Origin of the sequence: Rubrivivax albus (genome assembly GCF_004016515.1) — a bacterium.
GTDB lineage: Bacteria > Pseudomonadota > Gammaproteobacteria > Burkholderiales > Burkholderiaceae_C > Rubrivivax > Rubrivivax albus.
In genome coordinates this window covers 183,954-197,692 of sequence record NZ_SACT01000007.1, presented here as the reverse complement: position 1 = coordinate 197,692, position 13,739 = coordinate 183,954, and the positions used below count along the sequence as shown (strand labels likewise).

The following is a 13,739-nucleotide window of genomic DNA, read 5'->3' as shown; positions in this document are numbered from 1 at the left end:
TCGCCATGCAACGACGACATCTCCTGAGCGCGGCCGCTGCCCTGGCCGCGGCGGCGCCGCTGCGGGCCCAGGGCGGCTGGGCCGCCATCGAAGGCGCCGCCCGCGGCCAGACCGTGGTCTTCAACGCCTGGGGCGGCAGCGAACGCACCAACGCCTACCTGCAGTGGGTGGCCGCCGAGTTGAAGGCGCGCCACGGCGTCGTGCTGGAACACGTCAAGCTGGCCGACACCGCCGAGTTCGTGCGCCGCATCCGCGCCGAAAGGGCCGCTGGCCGCGCGCGCGGTTCGGCCGACCTGGTGTGGATCAACGGCGAGAACTTCCTGACCATGAAGCGAGAAGGCCTGCTGCACGGGCCGTGGGCCGAGCAGCTGCCGAACTTTGCGCTGGTGGACGTGCAGGGCAAGCCCACCACGCGCATCGATTTCGCCGAGCCGGTGGAGGGCCTGGAAGCGCCCTGGGGCATGGCGCAGCTGAGCTTCTTCGTCGACACCGCGCGTGCGCCGCTGCCGGCGCCGGCCACGCTGGACGGCCTGCTGGACTGGGCGCGCCGCCACCCGGGGCGCTTCACCTACCCCAAGCCGCCGCAGTTCGTCGGCACCACCTTCCTGAAGCAGGCGATGGCCACGCTGAACGGCGACCGCAGTGCGCTGGCCCGGCCGCACGCGCCCGAGGCCTTTGCCGCGCTGACGCCGGCGCTGTGGCGCCACCTCGATGCCCTGCACCCGCTGCTGTGGCGCGGCGGCAAGGCCTTCCCGGCCAGCCCGGCCGCGGCCGACCAGATGCTGGCCGACGGTGAACTGGCCATGGGCATGAGCTTCAACCCCAACCACGCGGCCAACGCCATCGCCGCGAAGCGTTTCCCGGCCACGGTGCGGGCCTTCCAGCTCGACGGCGGCACCATCGGCAACACGCACTTCGTCGCCATCCCGTTCAACGCACCTGCACAGGCGGGCGCGCAGGTGGTGGCCAACTTCCTGCTGTCGCCGCTGGCGCAGGCGCGCAAGGCCGACCTGTCGGTCTGGGGCGACCCCACCGTGCTGGCGGTGGACCGTCTGCCGGCGGCCGAGCGTGCGCTGTTCGCCGGTGCCGCGATGCCCGGCCAGGTGCAGCAGCCGGCGCCGGTGATCCCCGAGCCGCATGGCAGCTGGGTCGAACCGCTCGAGACCGCATGGTTGCGGCGCTACGGCGCCTGATCGGGCCTGCCCCGGCCAGCACGCACGGGGCGCCCCGGGCGCGGCGCCGGGCTGCGTCGCCGGGCGCCTGGCTGGCGCGCACGGCCGTGGTGGGGCTGTTCGTGCTGCCGCTGGCCGCCGCGCTGGTGCTGGCGCTGCGCGAAGCGGCGTCCGCCGCCGCCTGGCAGGCGCTGTGGACCGATCCGCAGTGGGCGCCCGCGCTGGCGTCGTCGCTGGGCTCGGCCGGGGTGTCCACGCTGCTGGCGCTGGCGCTGACGATGGTGCTGGTGACGGCGCTGCACGGCAGCCCGGCCTGGGCCCGGCTGTCAACCAGCCTGGCGCCGTTGCTGGCGGTGCCGCACGCGGCCTTCGCCATCGGCCTGGCCTGGCTGATCGCGCCCACCGGTGCCCTGGCGCGCGCGCTGGCGCCGCTGGTCGGCTGGGCGGCACCACCGGCCTGGGCCACGGTGAACGACCCGCATGCGTTCGGCCTCACGCTGGTGCTGGCGCTGAAGGAGACGCCGTTCCTGCTCTGGAGCGTCGCCGCACTGCTGGCGCGCCCGGAACTGGCGGCGCGGCTGGCGGCGGAGCAGCGCATCGCGCGCACGCTGGGCCACGGGCCGCGCGCCTGGTGGTGGCGCGCCGGCTGGCCGCAGCTGCTGCCGCTGCTGGCCTGGCCACTGCTGGCGGTGCTGGCCTACGGCCTGACGGTGGTGGACCTGGCGCTGATCGTCGGCCCCACCACGCCGCCCACCGCGGCGGTGCTGGCGTGGCAGGACCTGCAGCACGCCGACCCGCTGCGCAATGCGCGTGGCGCCGCCGGCGCGGTGGCGCTGGCGCTGCTGCTGGCGGCGCTGCTGGCCCTGGTGGCGATGGGGTGGCCCGCGCTGCGTCGCGCGTGGACGTCCGCGGCCGTCGGTGGCCGCCGGGCGCCCGTGGTCCGACGCACGGCCTGGCGTGTGGTCACCGGTGGCCTGTGGTGGACGCTGCCGGGACTGTACGCCGCGGTGGGCGTGGTGCTGCTGCTGCTGGGCGTGGCCGGCCCCTGGCCATTCCCCGACGCCTGGCCGTCGGCGTTCACGCCGATGGGCTGGCAGGCGGTGGCGGCGTCGCTGGGCACGGTGGGTTTCACCGCGGCGCTGGCGCTGGGCAGCACCACCATCGCGCTGGTGCTGGTGGCCGCGTGGCTGGAATCGACGCCGGCGCGCTGGGACGCACGCGTCACGCCGGTGGTGCTGGCGCCGCTGGTGCTGCCGCCGCTGATGCTGATGACCGGCCTGTACCAGGGTGCGCTGCACCTGCGGCTGGACGCCCGCGCCGCCGGCGTGCTGTGGGCCCATGTGCTGGTGGTCCTGCCCTACGTCTTCATCGTGTTGCGCCCGGCCTGGCGCGACCTCGACCCGCGCCTGGCGCAGACCGCGGCCACGCTGGGCCGCAGCCGCTGGGCCTTCCGCTGGCAGGTGCAGCGGCCGCTGCTGGCCGCGCCGATCGCGGGCGCCGCTGCGGTGGGCTTCGCGGTCAGTACCGGGCAGTTCCTGGCCACGCAGATGCTGGGGGCGGGCCGCCTGCCCACCGTCACCACCGAGGCCGTCACGCTGGCCAGCGGAGGCGACCGCCGTACCGCGGCCGCCTTTGCGCTGCTGCAGGCGCTGCTGCCGCTGCTGGCCTTCGGGGCGGCGCGGCTGGTGCATCGGAGGGCCGTCCGGTGAGCCTGCGGCTGCAGGACGTGTCGCTGCGCCTGGCCGGGCGCACGCTGCTTCGGCCCTTGACGGCCGACATCGCCGCCGGCGAGGTGCTGGCGGTGATGGGTCCCAGCGGCAGCGGCAAGAGCACGCTGCTGGCCTGGCTGGCGGGACTGCCGATCGCGCCTTTGCAGGCCGACGGTGCCGTGTGGCTGGACGGGCAGGACGTGAGCGATTGGCCCACCGAGCAGCGCCGCGTCGGCCTGCTGTTCCAGGACGATCTGCTGTACCCGCACTGGACGTTGCGCCAGAACCTGCTGTTCGCGCTGCCGAAGGGCCTCCGTGCCGAGCGCGAGGCGGCGGTGGAACATGCACTGGCGGCGGCCGAACTGCCGGGCTTGGGCGCCCGCAGGCCGCACGAGCTCAGTGGCGGCCAGCGCGCCCGCGTGTCGCTGATGCGGGCCCTGCTGGCGCAGCCGCGGGCGCTGCTGCTGGACGAACCCTTCTCCCGGCTCGACGCCGCGCTGCGCGCGCGCATGAGCGAGCACACCTGGCAGGCGCTGCGGGCCGCGCGCGTGCCGGCGCTGCTGGTGACGCACGATGCGGCCGACGTGCCGCCGGGCGCGCGCATCGTGAGGCTGGACGATCATGCTTGACCGCCTGGCGCTGCGCCTGCTGGCACCGCCCATCGGTGGCCTCGCGCGTGTCCTGGTGAGTGCCGGCGTCGGCGCCGATGCGCTGACGCTGGCCGGGTTCGCCATCGGCATCGCCGCGGCTGCGGCCATCGCGCTGCAGGCCTACACGGCCGGGCTGGTGCTGATCGCGCTGAGCCGCCTGTGCGACGGGCTGGACGGCGCCGTCGCGCGCCTGACCACGCCCAGCGACCGTGGCGCCTTCCTCGACATCACGCTGGACTTCCTGTTCTACGCCAGCGTGCCGCTGGCCTTCGCCTTCGCCAACCCCGGCGACAATGCGCTGCCGGCGGCGCTGCTGCTGGCCGCTTTCATCGGCACCGGCAGCAGCTTTCTGGCCTTCTCGGCGCTGGCGGGCCGACGCGGGTTGCAGAGCACGGCCTACCCTAACAAGGGCCTGTACTACCTGGGCGGGCTGACCGAGGCCACCGAGACGCTGATCTGCTTTGCACTGATGTGCCTGTTCCCGGCGCAGTTCGCGCTCTGGGCCTGTGGATTCGCCGCGCTGTGCGGCCTGACCATCGTGTCGCGCCTGTGGGCCGGCTGGAGGATGCTGACATGACGCGTTCACGTGTGCTGCTGCTGCTGGCCCTGGTGGCCGGCATCGCGCTCTTCTTCGCCTTCGACCTCCAGCGCTTCCTGACGCTGGAGTACCTGAAGTCGGCCCAGGGTGAGTTCGCGGCGCTGTACGCCGAGCGGCCACTGGCCGTGATCGGCAGCTACTTCGCGCTCTACGTGGCGGTGACGGCGCTGTCGCTGCCTGGCGCGGCGATCATGACGCTGGCCGGCGGCGCCATCTTCGGGCTCTGGGTCGGCCTGCTGGTGGTGTCGTTCGCGTCCAGCATCGGCGCCACGCTGGCGATGCTGGCAGCGCGCTACGTGCTGCGCGACAGCATCAAGGCCCGCTTCGGCCAGCGCGTGGCCGAGATCGACCGCGGCGTCGAGCGCGACGGGGCCTTCTACCTGTTCACGCTGCGCCTGGTGCCGGCGGTGCCGTTCTTCGTCGTCAACCTGGTGATGGGGCTGACGGCGATGAAGGCGCGCACCTTCTACGTCGTCAGCCAACTGGGCATGCTGGCCGGCACGCTGGTGTATGTGAACGCCGGCACGCAGCTGGCGCAGATCGACTCGCTCAAGGGCATCCTGAGCCCGGGGCTGATCGGCAGCTTCGTGCTGCTGGGGCTGTTCCCGCTGGTGGCCAAGAAGATCGTGGACGTGGTCAAGGCACGCAAGGTCTACGCGAAGTGGGCCGGCCGCAAGCCCAGGACCTATGACCGCAACCTGGTCGTCATCGGCGCCGGCGCGGCCGGCCTGGTCACCAGCTACATCGCCGCCGTGGTCAAGGCCAAGGTCACGCTCGTGGAAGGCCACAAGATGGGCGGCGACTGCCTGAACTACGGCTGCGTGCCGAGCAAGGCGCTGATCAAGACCGCCACCCTGGTGCGCCAGATGCGCCACAGCCCCGACTACGGCATCGCCAAGGCCGAATGGCAGCTGGACTTCGCGCAGGTGATGGACCGCGTGGCCCAGGTGATCGCCGACATCGCGCCGCACGACAGCGTGGAGCGCTACACCGGCCTGGGCGTGGACGTGGTGGAGGGCAAGGCCACCCTCGTCGATCCGTGGCACGTGAAGATCGCCCGGGCGAACGGGGGCGAGCAGGTGCTGAGCACCCGCGCCATCGTGATCGCCACCGGCGCCGAGCCCTTCGTGCCGCCGCTGCCGGGGCTCAAGGAGGTGGGCTGCCTGACCAGCGACACGCTGTGGAACCTGCGCACGCTGCCCCAGCGCCTGGTGGTGCTGGGCGGCGGGCCCATCGGCTGCGAACTGGCGCAGTCCTTCGCGCGGCTGGGCAGCGCCGTGACGCAGGTGGAGATGGCGCCGCGCATCATGATCCGCGAGGACGAGGAGGTGTCGGCCTACGCGCGCCAGGCGCTGGAAGCGGACGGCGTGCGCGTGCTCACCGGCCACAAGGCGCTGCGCTGCGAGCAGGACGGCGAGGGCAAGTGGCTGGTGGTGGAAGCGAACGGCGCCGAGCAGCGCCTGCCCTTCGACGAGCTGCTGTGCGCCGTGGGCCGCGTGGCGCGCCTGAAGGGCTTTGGGCTGGAGGAACTGGGCATCCCCACCCAGCGCACGGTGCAGGTGGACGAGTACCTGCAGACGATCTACCCCAACATCCTGGCCGCCGGCGACGTGGCCGGGCCCTACCAGTTCACGCACACGGCCGCGCATCAGGCCTGGTATGCCGCGGTCAACGGGCTGTTCGCGCCGTTCAAGCGCTTCAAGGCCGACTACTCGGTGATCCCCTGGGCCACCTTCATCGACCCCGAGGTGGCGCGCGTGGGCCTCAACGAGCAGGAGGCGAAGGAGAAGGGCGTGGCCTACGAGGTCACGCGCTACGGCATCGACGACCTGGACCGCGCCATCGCCGACAGCAGCGCGCACGGCTGGGTCAAGGTGCTCACGGTGCCGGGCAAGGACAGGATCCTGGGCGTCACCATCGTCGGCACCCACGCCGGCGACCTGCTGGCCGAGTACGTGCTGGCCATGAAACACGGTCTCGGGCTGAACAAGATCCTGGGCACCATCCACACCTACCCCACGCTGGCCGAGGCCAACAAGTACGCCGCCGGCGAGTGGAAGCGCGCGCACCAGCCGCATGGCCTGCTGCGCTGGGTGCAGCGCTTCCACGATTGGCGGCGCGGCGCATGAGGTCCGCGCTGGCGTTGCTGCTCGCGAGCCTGGCCACCGGGGCGATGGCGCTGCCGCCGCTGCAGGACGGCGCCGGCTGGCAGGTCGTGGGCCTGCCGAAGCAGACGCTGCCGATGACGCGCTTCGGGTTCACCGCGCAGGACGGTCGGCCCGTGCTGCGCATCGAGGCCAGTGCCTCCTACGGCAACCTGGTGCACGAACTTCCCGAGGGCCTCGGTGGCCGCTGGCTGCAATGGCGCTGGAAGCTGGACACGCCGCTGGCTTCGGCCGACCTGCGCACCAAGGCCGGTGACGATGCCGCGCTGAAGGTCTGCGCGCTGTTCGACCTGCCGCTGGAGGCGCTGGGCATCGTCGAGCGCGCGAAGATGCGCATGGCGCGCGCCGTCTCCGGCCAGTGGCTGCCGGCGGCCACGCTGTGCTACGTCTTCGACCCGTCACTGCCGGCGGGCACGCTGCTGCCCAATGCGCACTCGCCGCGGCTACGCTGGATCGTCGCCCGCGGCAGCGGCGTCTCCTTGGGCACCTGGCAGGCCGAGCGGCACGACCTGCACGCTGACTTCCTTCGCGCCTTCGGCGAGGAGGCGCCGACGGTGCCGCCGCTGAAGGCCATCGCGCTCGGTGCCGATGCCGACAACACCGGCGGCCGCAGCGTGGGCTGGGTGGCGGCTGTGGGCCTGCAGCCATGAAGCGCCTGCTGCTGGCCGGCGGTGGCCACGCCCACGTGCACGTGCTCACGGCGTTGGCGCGCGAGCCGCTGCCCGGGGTGGAGGTGCTGCTGGTCACGCCGTTCGCCCGCCAGATGTACTCCGGCATGCTGCCGGGCTGGGTGGCGGGGCACTACGGCGAGGACCAGATCGTCATCCCGCTGCCGGCGCTGGCCCTGGCCGCTGGCGTGCAGTTGATAGATGGGCGCATCGCCGGCCTGGACGCGAACGCACGCCGCGCCACGCTGGCCGATGGGCGTGTGATCGACTACGACCTGCTGTCGCTGGACACCGGCCCGGTGATGGACCGCGATGCCATCCCGGGCGCGCGTGAGCACGCGCTGTTCCTGCGCCCGGTGGAGCACTTCGTGCGGTTGTTCGAGACGTTGCTGGCGCGTGCCCTGGCCGAACCCCTGGACCTGGCCGTGGTGGGTGCCGGCGCCGGCGGCGTGGAGATCGCGTTGGCGCTGGCCTGGCGGCTGCAGCGCGAAGGCGCGGCCACGCGGGTGAGCCTGGTGGCCGGAGCTGACGGGCCGCTGGCCGGCTTTGCGGAAGGGGTGCGGCAGCCGGTGCTGCGCGCGCTGCAGCGCCACCGCGTGACGCTGCTGCCGCACACCTGCACCGCCATCGAGGCCGGCCGCCTGACGCTGTCCAATGGCACGCGCTTGGCCTGCGACGTGCCGCTGCTGGCCGTGGGCACCAGCGCACCGCCGTGGCTGCAGGGCAGCGGCCTGGCGCTGGACGAATGCGGGTTCGTGGCCACCGGCGCCACGCTGCAGAGCACGTCGCACCCGGAGGTGTTCGCCGCCGGCGACGTGGCCACGCGGATGGATGCGCCACACCCCAAGAGCGGCGTCTACGCCGTGCGGGCCGGCCCGCCGCTGGCGCTGAACCTGCGCCGTGCACTGGCGGGCGGCGCACTGCAGCCGTACATGCCGCAGGCGCGCACGCTGTACCTTCTGTCCACCGGGCGGCGGCACGCCGTGGCGTCCTGGGGTCCCTGGGCCACGTCGGGCCGCTGGGTGTGGTGGTGGAAGGACCGCATCGACCGCGGATTCATCCGACGCTACGGCGGGAGCGCCTGAGGCGCGCGCCTTCGGGCGTCAGTCCACCGGCCGGAAGACGATCTCGATCGAGCCTGGCGTGGTGCCGTCCTTGTCGCGCGGCAGCGGGCTGGCGGCGTCGATGGCGCGCAGCACGGCGTTGTCCCAGGCGTCGTTGCCGCTGCGCCGCACGACGCGACGCGACAGCACGTTGCCACTGGCGGTGGCGCGGATCTCGACCACGGTCTCCAGCGTCGACGGCAGTCCGACGGTGTCGAACTTCAGCTTCGAACGCACATGCTCGCGCAGGATCCCGCCGTACTGCTGTGACGGCGCCGCGTTGCGCGCCGCCGTGCCGGTGCTCGACGGCCCGCCGCTGCCGCCGCCGGCCTGGGCCTGCAGGCGCTTCAGGTTGTCCAGCCGCTGCTTCTCCAGCCGCTCCTCCTCGGCCTTGCGCGCCAGTTCTTCCTCGCGCTGCTTCTGTAGGTCGCGCTGGCGCTTCAGCGCGGCCTCTTCGGCGGCCTTGGCGCGCTTGGCCTCGGCCTCGCGTTCCCGCCTCAGCTTGGCCTCGCGCTCGGCCTGCTCGCGCTGGGCCGCGCGCTCGCGCTCCAGCGCGATGTCGGCCGCCGAGCGCGTGGGAGCGGGCGGCGGTGGCGCCGGGGCCGGTGCCGGCTGCGGTGGGGGCGGTGGCGCGGGCTCGGGCGCCACCGTGCGCGGCGCGGCAACCTCCGGCAGCGCCGACCACAGCTCCGCGCTGAATTCCACCGGCGTGCTGCGCTGCCAGCTCACGCCCAGCGCAATGGCCACCACCAGGCCCGCGTGCACCACCAGCGACAGCCCGGCGCCCGGCAGCAGCCCGCCCGGCGGGCGGGGCTGCAGGGTGCCGTGGGGCAGGGCGGCAGTGCTCGACACGTGCTCAGCGCCCCTGCTGCACCGACAGGCCCACGCGCTGTACGTTGGCGCGCTGCAGTCTGTCCATGACCTGGACCACCGCGTCGTACTTGACGTTGCGATCGGCCGTGATCACGACTGGCACTTGCTGATTGCCAGCTTGGCGCTGCTTGACCAAGGCAGCAAGCGCCGAAAGCGTGGTCTGGGCGTCCTGATCGGTCTCGTCCCCACGAATGCGCACACTCAACTGACCATCGAGCCTGATGTTGACCTCCACCACCCTGGCTTCCGCCTGCTTGGCCTTGCCCACGCTGGGCAGGTCCACCACGCCGGTGGTGATGAGGGGCGCGGTGACCATGAAGATGATCAGCAGCACCAGCATGACGTCGATGAACGGGACCATGTTGATCTCGTTGATCGTGCGGCGGCCGCGGCCGCGGGTGGCGACGCCTGGCATCGACGCTGCGCCTAGCGCCCCGCCGCCGCCGGCGTGCCGGCGTTGCGCTGCAGGATGTTCAGGAACTCCTCCATGAACGTCTCCATCTGGATCGCGATGCGGTCGATCTCGCGCGCGAAGCGGTTGTAGGCCACCACCGCCGGGATGGCGGCGAACAGGCCGATGGCGGTGGCCACCAGCGCCTCGGCGATGCCCGGGGCCACGGTGGCCAGCGTCACCTGCTGCAGGTTGGACAGCCCGACGAAGGCATGCATGATCCCCCACACGGTGCCGAACAGGCCCACGTAGGGGCTCACCGAACCCACCGACGCCAGGAAGCTCAGGTGGCTCTCGATGGTGTCGAGCTCGCGCTGGAAGCTCGCGCGCATGGCGCGGCGCGCGCCGTCCAGCTGCGCCGGGCCGTCCAACCGGCGCTCGCGCAGCTTCAAAAACTCCTTCATGCCGCTGGCGAAAAGGCGTGCCATCGGGGCGGAGTCGCTGCGCTTCTCCACTTCGGCGCTCATCTCGGTGAGGCTGCGGCCGGACCAGAACTCGCGCTCGAAGTCCTCGTTGCCGCCGCGCACGCGCTTGAGGCCGAAGAGCTTGCCGAAGATCACGGTCCAGCTCGTCAGCGACACCAGCAGCAGCCCGGCCATCACCAGCTGAACCACGAGGCTGGCCTGCATCACCAGCGAGAGGATGGACATGTCGGAGTTCATGCGTGCAGGGCCTGGAGGATGGAATCGGGGATGCGGCGGGGCCGCAGCGTGGTCGCGTCGACGCAGCCGATGCGGATCTCGCCTTCGGCCAGGAGTTCCGTGCCGCGCCAGGCCTGCTGCGCCAGCTGCAGTGACGCGCGGCCGGCCTCGCGCAGCACGGCGGTCACGTCCAGCAGGTCGTCCAGCCGGGCCGGGCGCAGGAAACGCAGCTGCGTGTCGCCGACGACGAACATGGCGCCGACGGTCTCGCGCAGCGCCTGCTGCTGCACGCCGAGCGACCGCAGCCACTCGGTGCGCGCGCGCTCGAAGTACTTCAGGTAATTGGCGTAGAAGACGATGCCGCCGGCGTCGGTGTCTTCCCAGTAGACGCGCACGGCATGACGGAACGGGGCGGGGGAACTCATGGACCGCCGGCATTATGCAAGCCGCATGGCCCGCGGCGCCGGAGCTTCACATGCGGTGACAGTCGGCTACTCGCGTTTGCGCCGGATCATCGCCGACAGCCGGGCGTCGCTGGGGTCGTGGTAGACGATGCGGCCGCGTTTCCACTCGCCGAGCCAGATCATGCGTTCGGAGAAGGCGTCGTGGTCTGTGGCGTCGAAGGGCTTGTCGTAGGTGGTGACGACGCCGCGGTAGGGTTCCCGCAGGTCTTCCAGTGCGGCCTTCAGTGCGGGCCCGTCGGTGGCGCCGCGGGTCTGGAACAGCGCGCGCAGCATCAGGTGCACCGCGTCGTAGGACTGAGCCGCGGCCATCAGGCTGCCGATCGGTCGTTCCGCCGGGTAGGCCTTGGCGTAACGCGCGATGAAGGTGCTGCGGCGTTCGTGCGCGGCGTCCTGGATGATGCTCTGCACGGTAAGCGTGCCTTCCAGCGCGTCCGGCCCGGCCTGCTGCAGCACGCTGGCAAAGCTCAGCGGCCAGGGCGCGAAGTAGGGCACGCGCCAGCCGAGCTCGGCCCGTGAACGCACGGCCACGGCCTGCTCCGGGCCCACGGTGTAATTGACGACGGCTTCGGCACCGGCGGCGCGAGCCTGCGCGAGCTCGTCACGCAGCGACGTGACGCCCAGCGCGAAGCGCGCCACGTGCACCGGCGCGAGGCCGCGCTGTGCCAGCTGCGCCGTCAGGTCGCGCAGGCCGCCCTCGCCGTAGCCGGTGCGGTCGGCCAGCAGGGCCACGCGCTTCAGTCCGCGCCGGTCGACGATCTCGCGCACGAGGGCGGCGGCGTTCATGTCGTCGCGCGGTGCCATGCGAAAGACATGGCTCTTCGCCGGCGGCGTGCGCGTGGTCACCGCCGTGCCCTGTGAGCATGGCACCATCAGCAGGTGGCGTGCACGCTCGAAGACCTCCAGAGCGCGCAGCGCCACGCCGGTGTTGCAGAAGCCGATGGTGAAGTCCACGCGCTCGCGCTGCACCAGTTCCTCGGCGGCGGCCAGCCCGGTGTCGGGCACGGCGCGGTCGTCGCGCACCACCAGCTCCAGCGGGCGGCCCAGGTAGCCGCCGAGGGCATTGATCTCGTCGACGGCCAGCCGTGCGCCATGGTGCATGCTGGTGCCGAAATCGGCCGAGCCGCCGCTGAGTGGGGCGATCAGTCCGATGCGGATCGGCGCGCCAGCGCCATTGGTCTGTGCCGGGGCGACGCCCGCCCACAGGCCGGGCAGGGCGAACAGGAACGTGACGATGCGGCGTTTCACAGGTGCGTCCATCCCTGGGCGACGGCCAGCTTGAGGAACTCGCTGGACGACTCGACGCCGAGCTTGCGGCGGATGCTCAGGCGGTGCGCCTCGACGGTGCGCACGCTGATGCCCAGTTCGCGCGCGGCTTCCTTGTTGCTGCGGCCATGGGCCACCAGCAGCAGCACCTCGCGTTCGCGGTCGGTGATCTGTGGCTCGCCGTCGGGGACACCCAGCGCCAGGTCGGCCACCGGGCGGCTGAAGTACTGGCGGCCGGCGATCACCTCGCGCACGGCGTCGACGATCTCGTCCAGCGGTCCGTCCTTGAGCACGTAGCCACGCGCGCCGGCGCGAACCGCGGCGATCACGTACTCGCGGTGGTTGAACATGCTCAGAGCGATCACCGGCGTGTCCAGCCGCAGTTCTCGCATGCGGCGCAGCAGTTCGATCCCGTTCATGCCGGGCATGCTCAGGTCGGCCAGCATCAGGTCGGGTGGCTGGTCCTGCAGGGCCTCCAGCGCTTCGGCGCCGTCCCCGGCCTCCACGACCTCGGCGATCCAGCGCTCGGCCAGCAGCCGTGCCCGCAGGCCGGCACGCACCAGTGGGTGGTCGTCCACGATCAGCAGGTGCAGGGCGGTGGGGTCGTCGGTCATGCGTCCACCATCCGGCGGGGATCGGGTGCGCGCGGCAGTGCCACGCGCACGGTGGTGCCCGAAGCGGTGGACTGCACCTGCAGCCGCCCGCCCAGGCTCTCGGCCCGCTGACGCATGTTGGACAGCCCGATACCACCGCCGGCGTCGCTGCCGTCGAGGCGGAACCCCTTGCCGTCGTCGGCGATCTCCAGCCGCGTCTCCTGATCGTCGCCGTCCAGCAGCAGGCGCAGCGTGCTCGCCCGCGCATGGCGTTCGGCGTTGGCCAGGGCTTCCTGCGCGATGCGGTACAGGGCCACGGCCTGGGCCTGAGGCGGTGATGCCGGCGCTCGCAGGTCCAGCGTCACCTGCGGGCCGCCGCGCTGTGCCAGGTCCTCGGCCAGCAGGGTGAGTGCGGCATCGAGACCCAGGTCGTCCAGCAGCGCCGGGCGCAGTTCGTGCGAGATGCGGCGTACGGTGCCGATGGCACCGGCCAGGCTGTCCACCGCCTCGCGCAGCCGCCCGCCGGCGTCCGGGTCGCCGGCGTCCACCTGGCGGGCGGCCAGCTCGAATCTGTATTTCACCGACACCAGCAGCTGGCAGACGTGGTCGTGCAGTTCGCGGGAGACGCGCGCGCGCTCCTCCTCCTGCGACAGCACGACGCGGTCGGCCAGGTGGCGGATGCGGCGGTCGGCGCGGCGCTGCTCGGCGATGTTCAGCGCCAGCCCGCCGGCGAACACCGAGACGATGGCCACGGCCGCCACCATGGCCAGAACCACCAGCGTCTCGCGGCCGACGGCGACCACGCCACGCCGCCAGCCGGCCATCGCGGCCTCGACGTCGTCCAGGTACAGGCCGGTGCCGAGCATCCAGCCCCAGCGGTCGAGCATCACCGCGTAGCCCAGTTTGGGGGTCGGCTGGCCGGAGGACGGCTTGGGCCACACATAGCGTTGGTAGCCGCCGCCTTCCTGGGCGCGGGCCAGCAGTTCGCGGATCACGTAGACACCGTCGCTGTCCTGCAGGTCCAGCAGCAGCCGGCCTTCGAGTTCCGGCAGCCGTGGGTGCATCAGGTTGCGCCCGGCCTGGTCGTAGACGAAGAAGTAGCCGTCGGCGCCGAAGTCCATGCGGCGCAGGATGGCCAGTGCGTCCTGGCGCGCCGTCTCGTCGTCGGGCGCGCTGGCGTACTGGCGGGCGATGGCGGCCATGGCCAGCTGCACCACGTTGCGCAGGCCTTCGCGCTTGGCGGCCAGGAAGGCCTGCTCCTGGGCGCGGCTCTGTTCGCGTTCCAGCGCGTCCATCTCGTAGACGAGCAACGCGCCCACCGCGGCCAGCGCGGCCAGCAGCGGCAGCACGGCGAGGACGATGATCTGGGTGCGCAGGCGTGCCATGGGT

General features: G+C 72.5%; 14 protein-coding genes. 7 read left to right on the top strand and 7 right to left on the bottom strand.

Annotation, left to right across the window (positions count from 1 at the left end):
- Positions 1 to 5: 5 nt before the first annotated feature.
- From ENE75_RS19080 to ENE75_RS19050, 7 genes are read left to right on the top strand one after another with little or no spacing between them, the layout of a single operon-like run.
- Positions 6 to 1,193, top strand: coding sequence for an ABC transporter substrate-binding protein (locus tag ENE75_RS19080; protein ID WP_128199916.1), 1,188 nt, complete (start codon positions 6 to 8; stop codon positions 1,191 to 1,193).
- On the top strand, positions 1,169 to 2,881 hold the full coding sequence (locus tag ENE75_RS19075) for an ABC transporter permease family protein (RefSeq protein ID WP_128199915.1): 1,713 nt from the start codon (positions 1,169 to 1,171) through the stop codon (positions 2,879 to 2,881). The genes ENE75_RS19080 and ENE75_RS19075 overlap by 25 nt, the downstream gene beginning before the upstream one ends.
- Positions 2,878 to 3,510, top strand: a complete 633-nt coding sequence (locus tag ENE75_RS19070) for an ATP-binding cassette domain-containing protein (protein WP_128199914.1) — start codon at positions 2,878 to 2,880, stop codon at positions 3,508 to 3,510. Before ENE75_RS19075 ends, ENE75_RS19070 begins: the two co-directional genes overlap by 4 nt.
- Complete coding sequence (locus ENE75_RS19065) at positions 3,503 to 4,108, top strand: CDP-alcohol phosphatidyltransferase family protein (protein ID WP_128199913.1); 606 nt, start codon at positions 3,503 to 3,505, stop codon at positions 4,106 to 4,108. The genes ENE75_RS19070 and ENE75_RS19065 overlap by 8 nt, the downstream gene beginning before the upstream one ends.
- Positions 4,105 to 6,258: a dihydrolipoyl dehydrogenase family protein gene (locus ENE75_RS19060; RefSeq protein ID WP_128199912.1), complete on the top strand. Its 2,154-nt coding sequence runs from the start codon at positions 4,105 to 4,107 to the stop codon at positions 6,256 to 6,258. The genes ENE75_RS19065 and ENE75_RS19060 overlap by 4 nt, the downstream gene beginning before the upstream one ends.
- Entirely contained in the window at positions 6,255 to 6,944 is a 690-nt protein-coding gene (locus tag ENE75_RS19055; RefSeq protein ID WP_128199911.1) for a DUF3047 domain-containing protein, read from the top strand. Before ENE75_RS19060 ends, ENE75_RS19055 begins: the two co-directional genes overlap by 4 nt.
- On the top strand, positions 6,941 to 8,047 hold the full coding sequence (locus ENE75_RS19050) for a slr1591 family oxidoreductase (RefSeq protein WP_128199910.1): 1,107 nt from the start codon (positions 6,941 to 6,943) through the stop codon (positions 8,045 to 8,047). The genes ENE75_RS19055 and ENE75_RS19050 overlap by 4 nt, the downstream gene beginning before the upstream one ends.
- A gap of 18 nt (positions 8,048 to 8,065) precedes the next feature.
- On the opposite strand, the gene tolA is transcribed toward ENE75_RS19050, so the two are convergent.
- The 7 genes from tolA to ENE75_RS19015 all read right to left on the bottom strand — a co-directional run bounded on the left by tolA (position 8,066) and on the right by ENE75_RS19015 (position 13,735).
- On the bottom strand, positions 8,066 to 8,917 hold the full coding sequence (gene tolA, locus ENE75_RS19045) for a cell envelope integrity protein TolA (protein ID WP_233259168.1): 852 nt from the start codon (positions 8,915 to 8,917) through the stop codon (positions 8,066 to 8,068).
- 4 nt (positions 8,918 to 8,921) lie between these two features.
- The gene (tolR, locus tag ENE75_RS19040) at positions 8,922 to 9,353 is read right to left on the bottom strand and encodes a protein TolR (RefSeq protein ID WP_128199909.1); all 432 of its coding nucleotides are present in this window, start codon (positions 9,351 to 9,353) and stop codon (positions 8,922 to 8,924) included.
- Between the two features lie 11 nt (positions 9,354 to 9,364).
- On the bottom strand, positions 9,365 to 10,051 hold the full coding sequence (tolQ, locus tag ENE75_RS19035; protein ID WP_128199908.1) for a protein TolQ: 687 nt from the start codon (positions 10,049 to 10,051) through the stop codon (positions 9,365 to 9,367).
- Positions 10,048 to 10,455, bottom strand: coding sequence for a tol-pal system-associated acyl-CoA thioesterase (ybgC, locus tag ENE75_RS19030; protein ID WP_128199907.1), 408 nt, complete (start codon positions 10,453 to 10,455; stop codon positions 10,048 to 10,050). The genes tolQ and ybgC overlap by 4 nt, the downstream gene beginning before the upstream one ends.
- A 66-nt stretch (positions 10,456 to 10,521) precedes the next feature.
- Positions 10,522 to 11,739: an ABC transporter substrate-binding protein gene (locus ENE75_RS19025; protein ID WP_158289014.1), complete on the bottom strand. Its 1,218-nt coding sequence runs from the start codon at positions 11,737 to 11,739 to the stop codon at positions 10,522 to 10,524.
- A complete protein-coding gene (locus ENE75_RS19020; RefSeq protein ID WP_128199905.1) occupies positions 11,736 to 12,371 on the bottom strand; it encodes a response regulator in 636 nt (211 codons plus the stop codon). The genes ENE75_RS19025 and ENE75_RS19020 overlap by 4 nt, the downstream gene beginning before the upstream one ends.
- Positions 12,368 to 13,735 (bottom strand): cache domain-containing protein, encoded by a 1,368-nt coding sequence (locus tag ENE75_RS19015; protein ID WP_128199904.1) that lies wholly within the window; start codon positions 13,733 to 13,735, stop codon positions 12,368 to 12,370. The genes ENE75_RS19020 and ENE75_RS19015 overlap by 4 nt, the downstream gene beginning before the upstream one ends.
- Between the last annotated feature and the right edge of the window lie 4 nt (positions 13,736 to 13,739).

Coding starts and splice junctions, on each gene's coding strand:
- ENE75_RS19080 (WP_128199916.1), top strand. CDS start 6: ATGCAACGACGACATCTCCTGAGCGCGGCCGCTGCCCTGGCCGCGGCG.
- ENE75_RS19075 (WP_128199915.1), top strand. CDS start 1,169: ATGGTTGCGGCGCTACGGCGCCTGATCGGGCCTGCCCCGGCCAGCACG.
- ENE75_RS19065 (WP_128199913.1), top strand. CDS start 3,503: ATGCTTGACCGCCTGGCGCTGCGCCTGCTGGCACCGCCCATCGGTGGC.
- ENE75_RS19060 (WP_128199912.1), top strand. CDS start 4,105: ATGACGCGTTCACGTGTGCTGCTGCTGCTGGCCCTGGTGGCCGGCATC.
- ENE75_RS19055 (WP_128199911.1), top strand. CDS start 6,255: ATGAGGTCCGCGCTGGCGTTGCTGCTCGCGAGCCTGGCCACCGGGGCG.
- ENE75_RS19050 (WP_128199910.1), top strand. CDS start 6,941: ATGAAGCGCCTGCTGCTGGCCGGCGGTGGCCACGCCCACGTGCACGTG.
- tolR (WP_128199909.1), bottom strand. CDS start 9,353: ATGCCAGGCGTCGCCACCCGCGGCCGCGGCCGCCGCACGATCAACGAG.
- tolQ (WP_128199908.1), bottom strand. CDS start 10,051: ATGAACTCCGACATGTCCATCCTCTCGCTGGTGATGCAGGCCAGCCTC.
- ybgC (WP_128199907.1), bottom strand. CDS start 10,455: ATGAGTTCCCCCGCCCCGTTCCGTCATGCCGTGCGCGTCTACTGGGAA.
- ENE75_RS19020 (WP_128199905.1), bottom strand. CDS start 12,371: ATGACCGACGACCCCACCGCCCTGCACCTGCTGATCGTGGACGACCAC.
- ENE75_RS19015 (WP_128199904.1), bottom strand. CDS start 13,735: ATGGCACGCCTGCGCACCCAGATCATCGTCCTCGCCGTGCTGCCGCTG.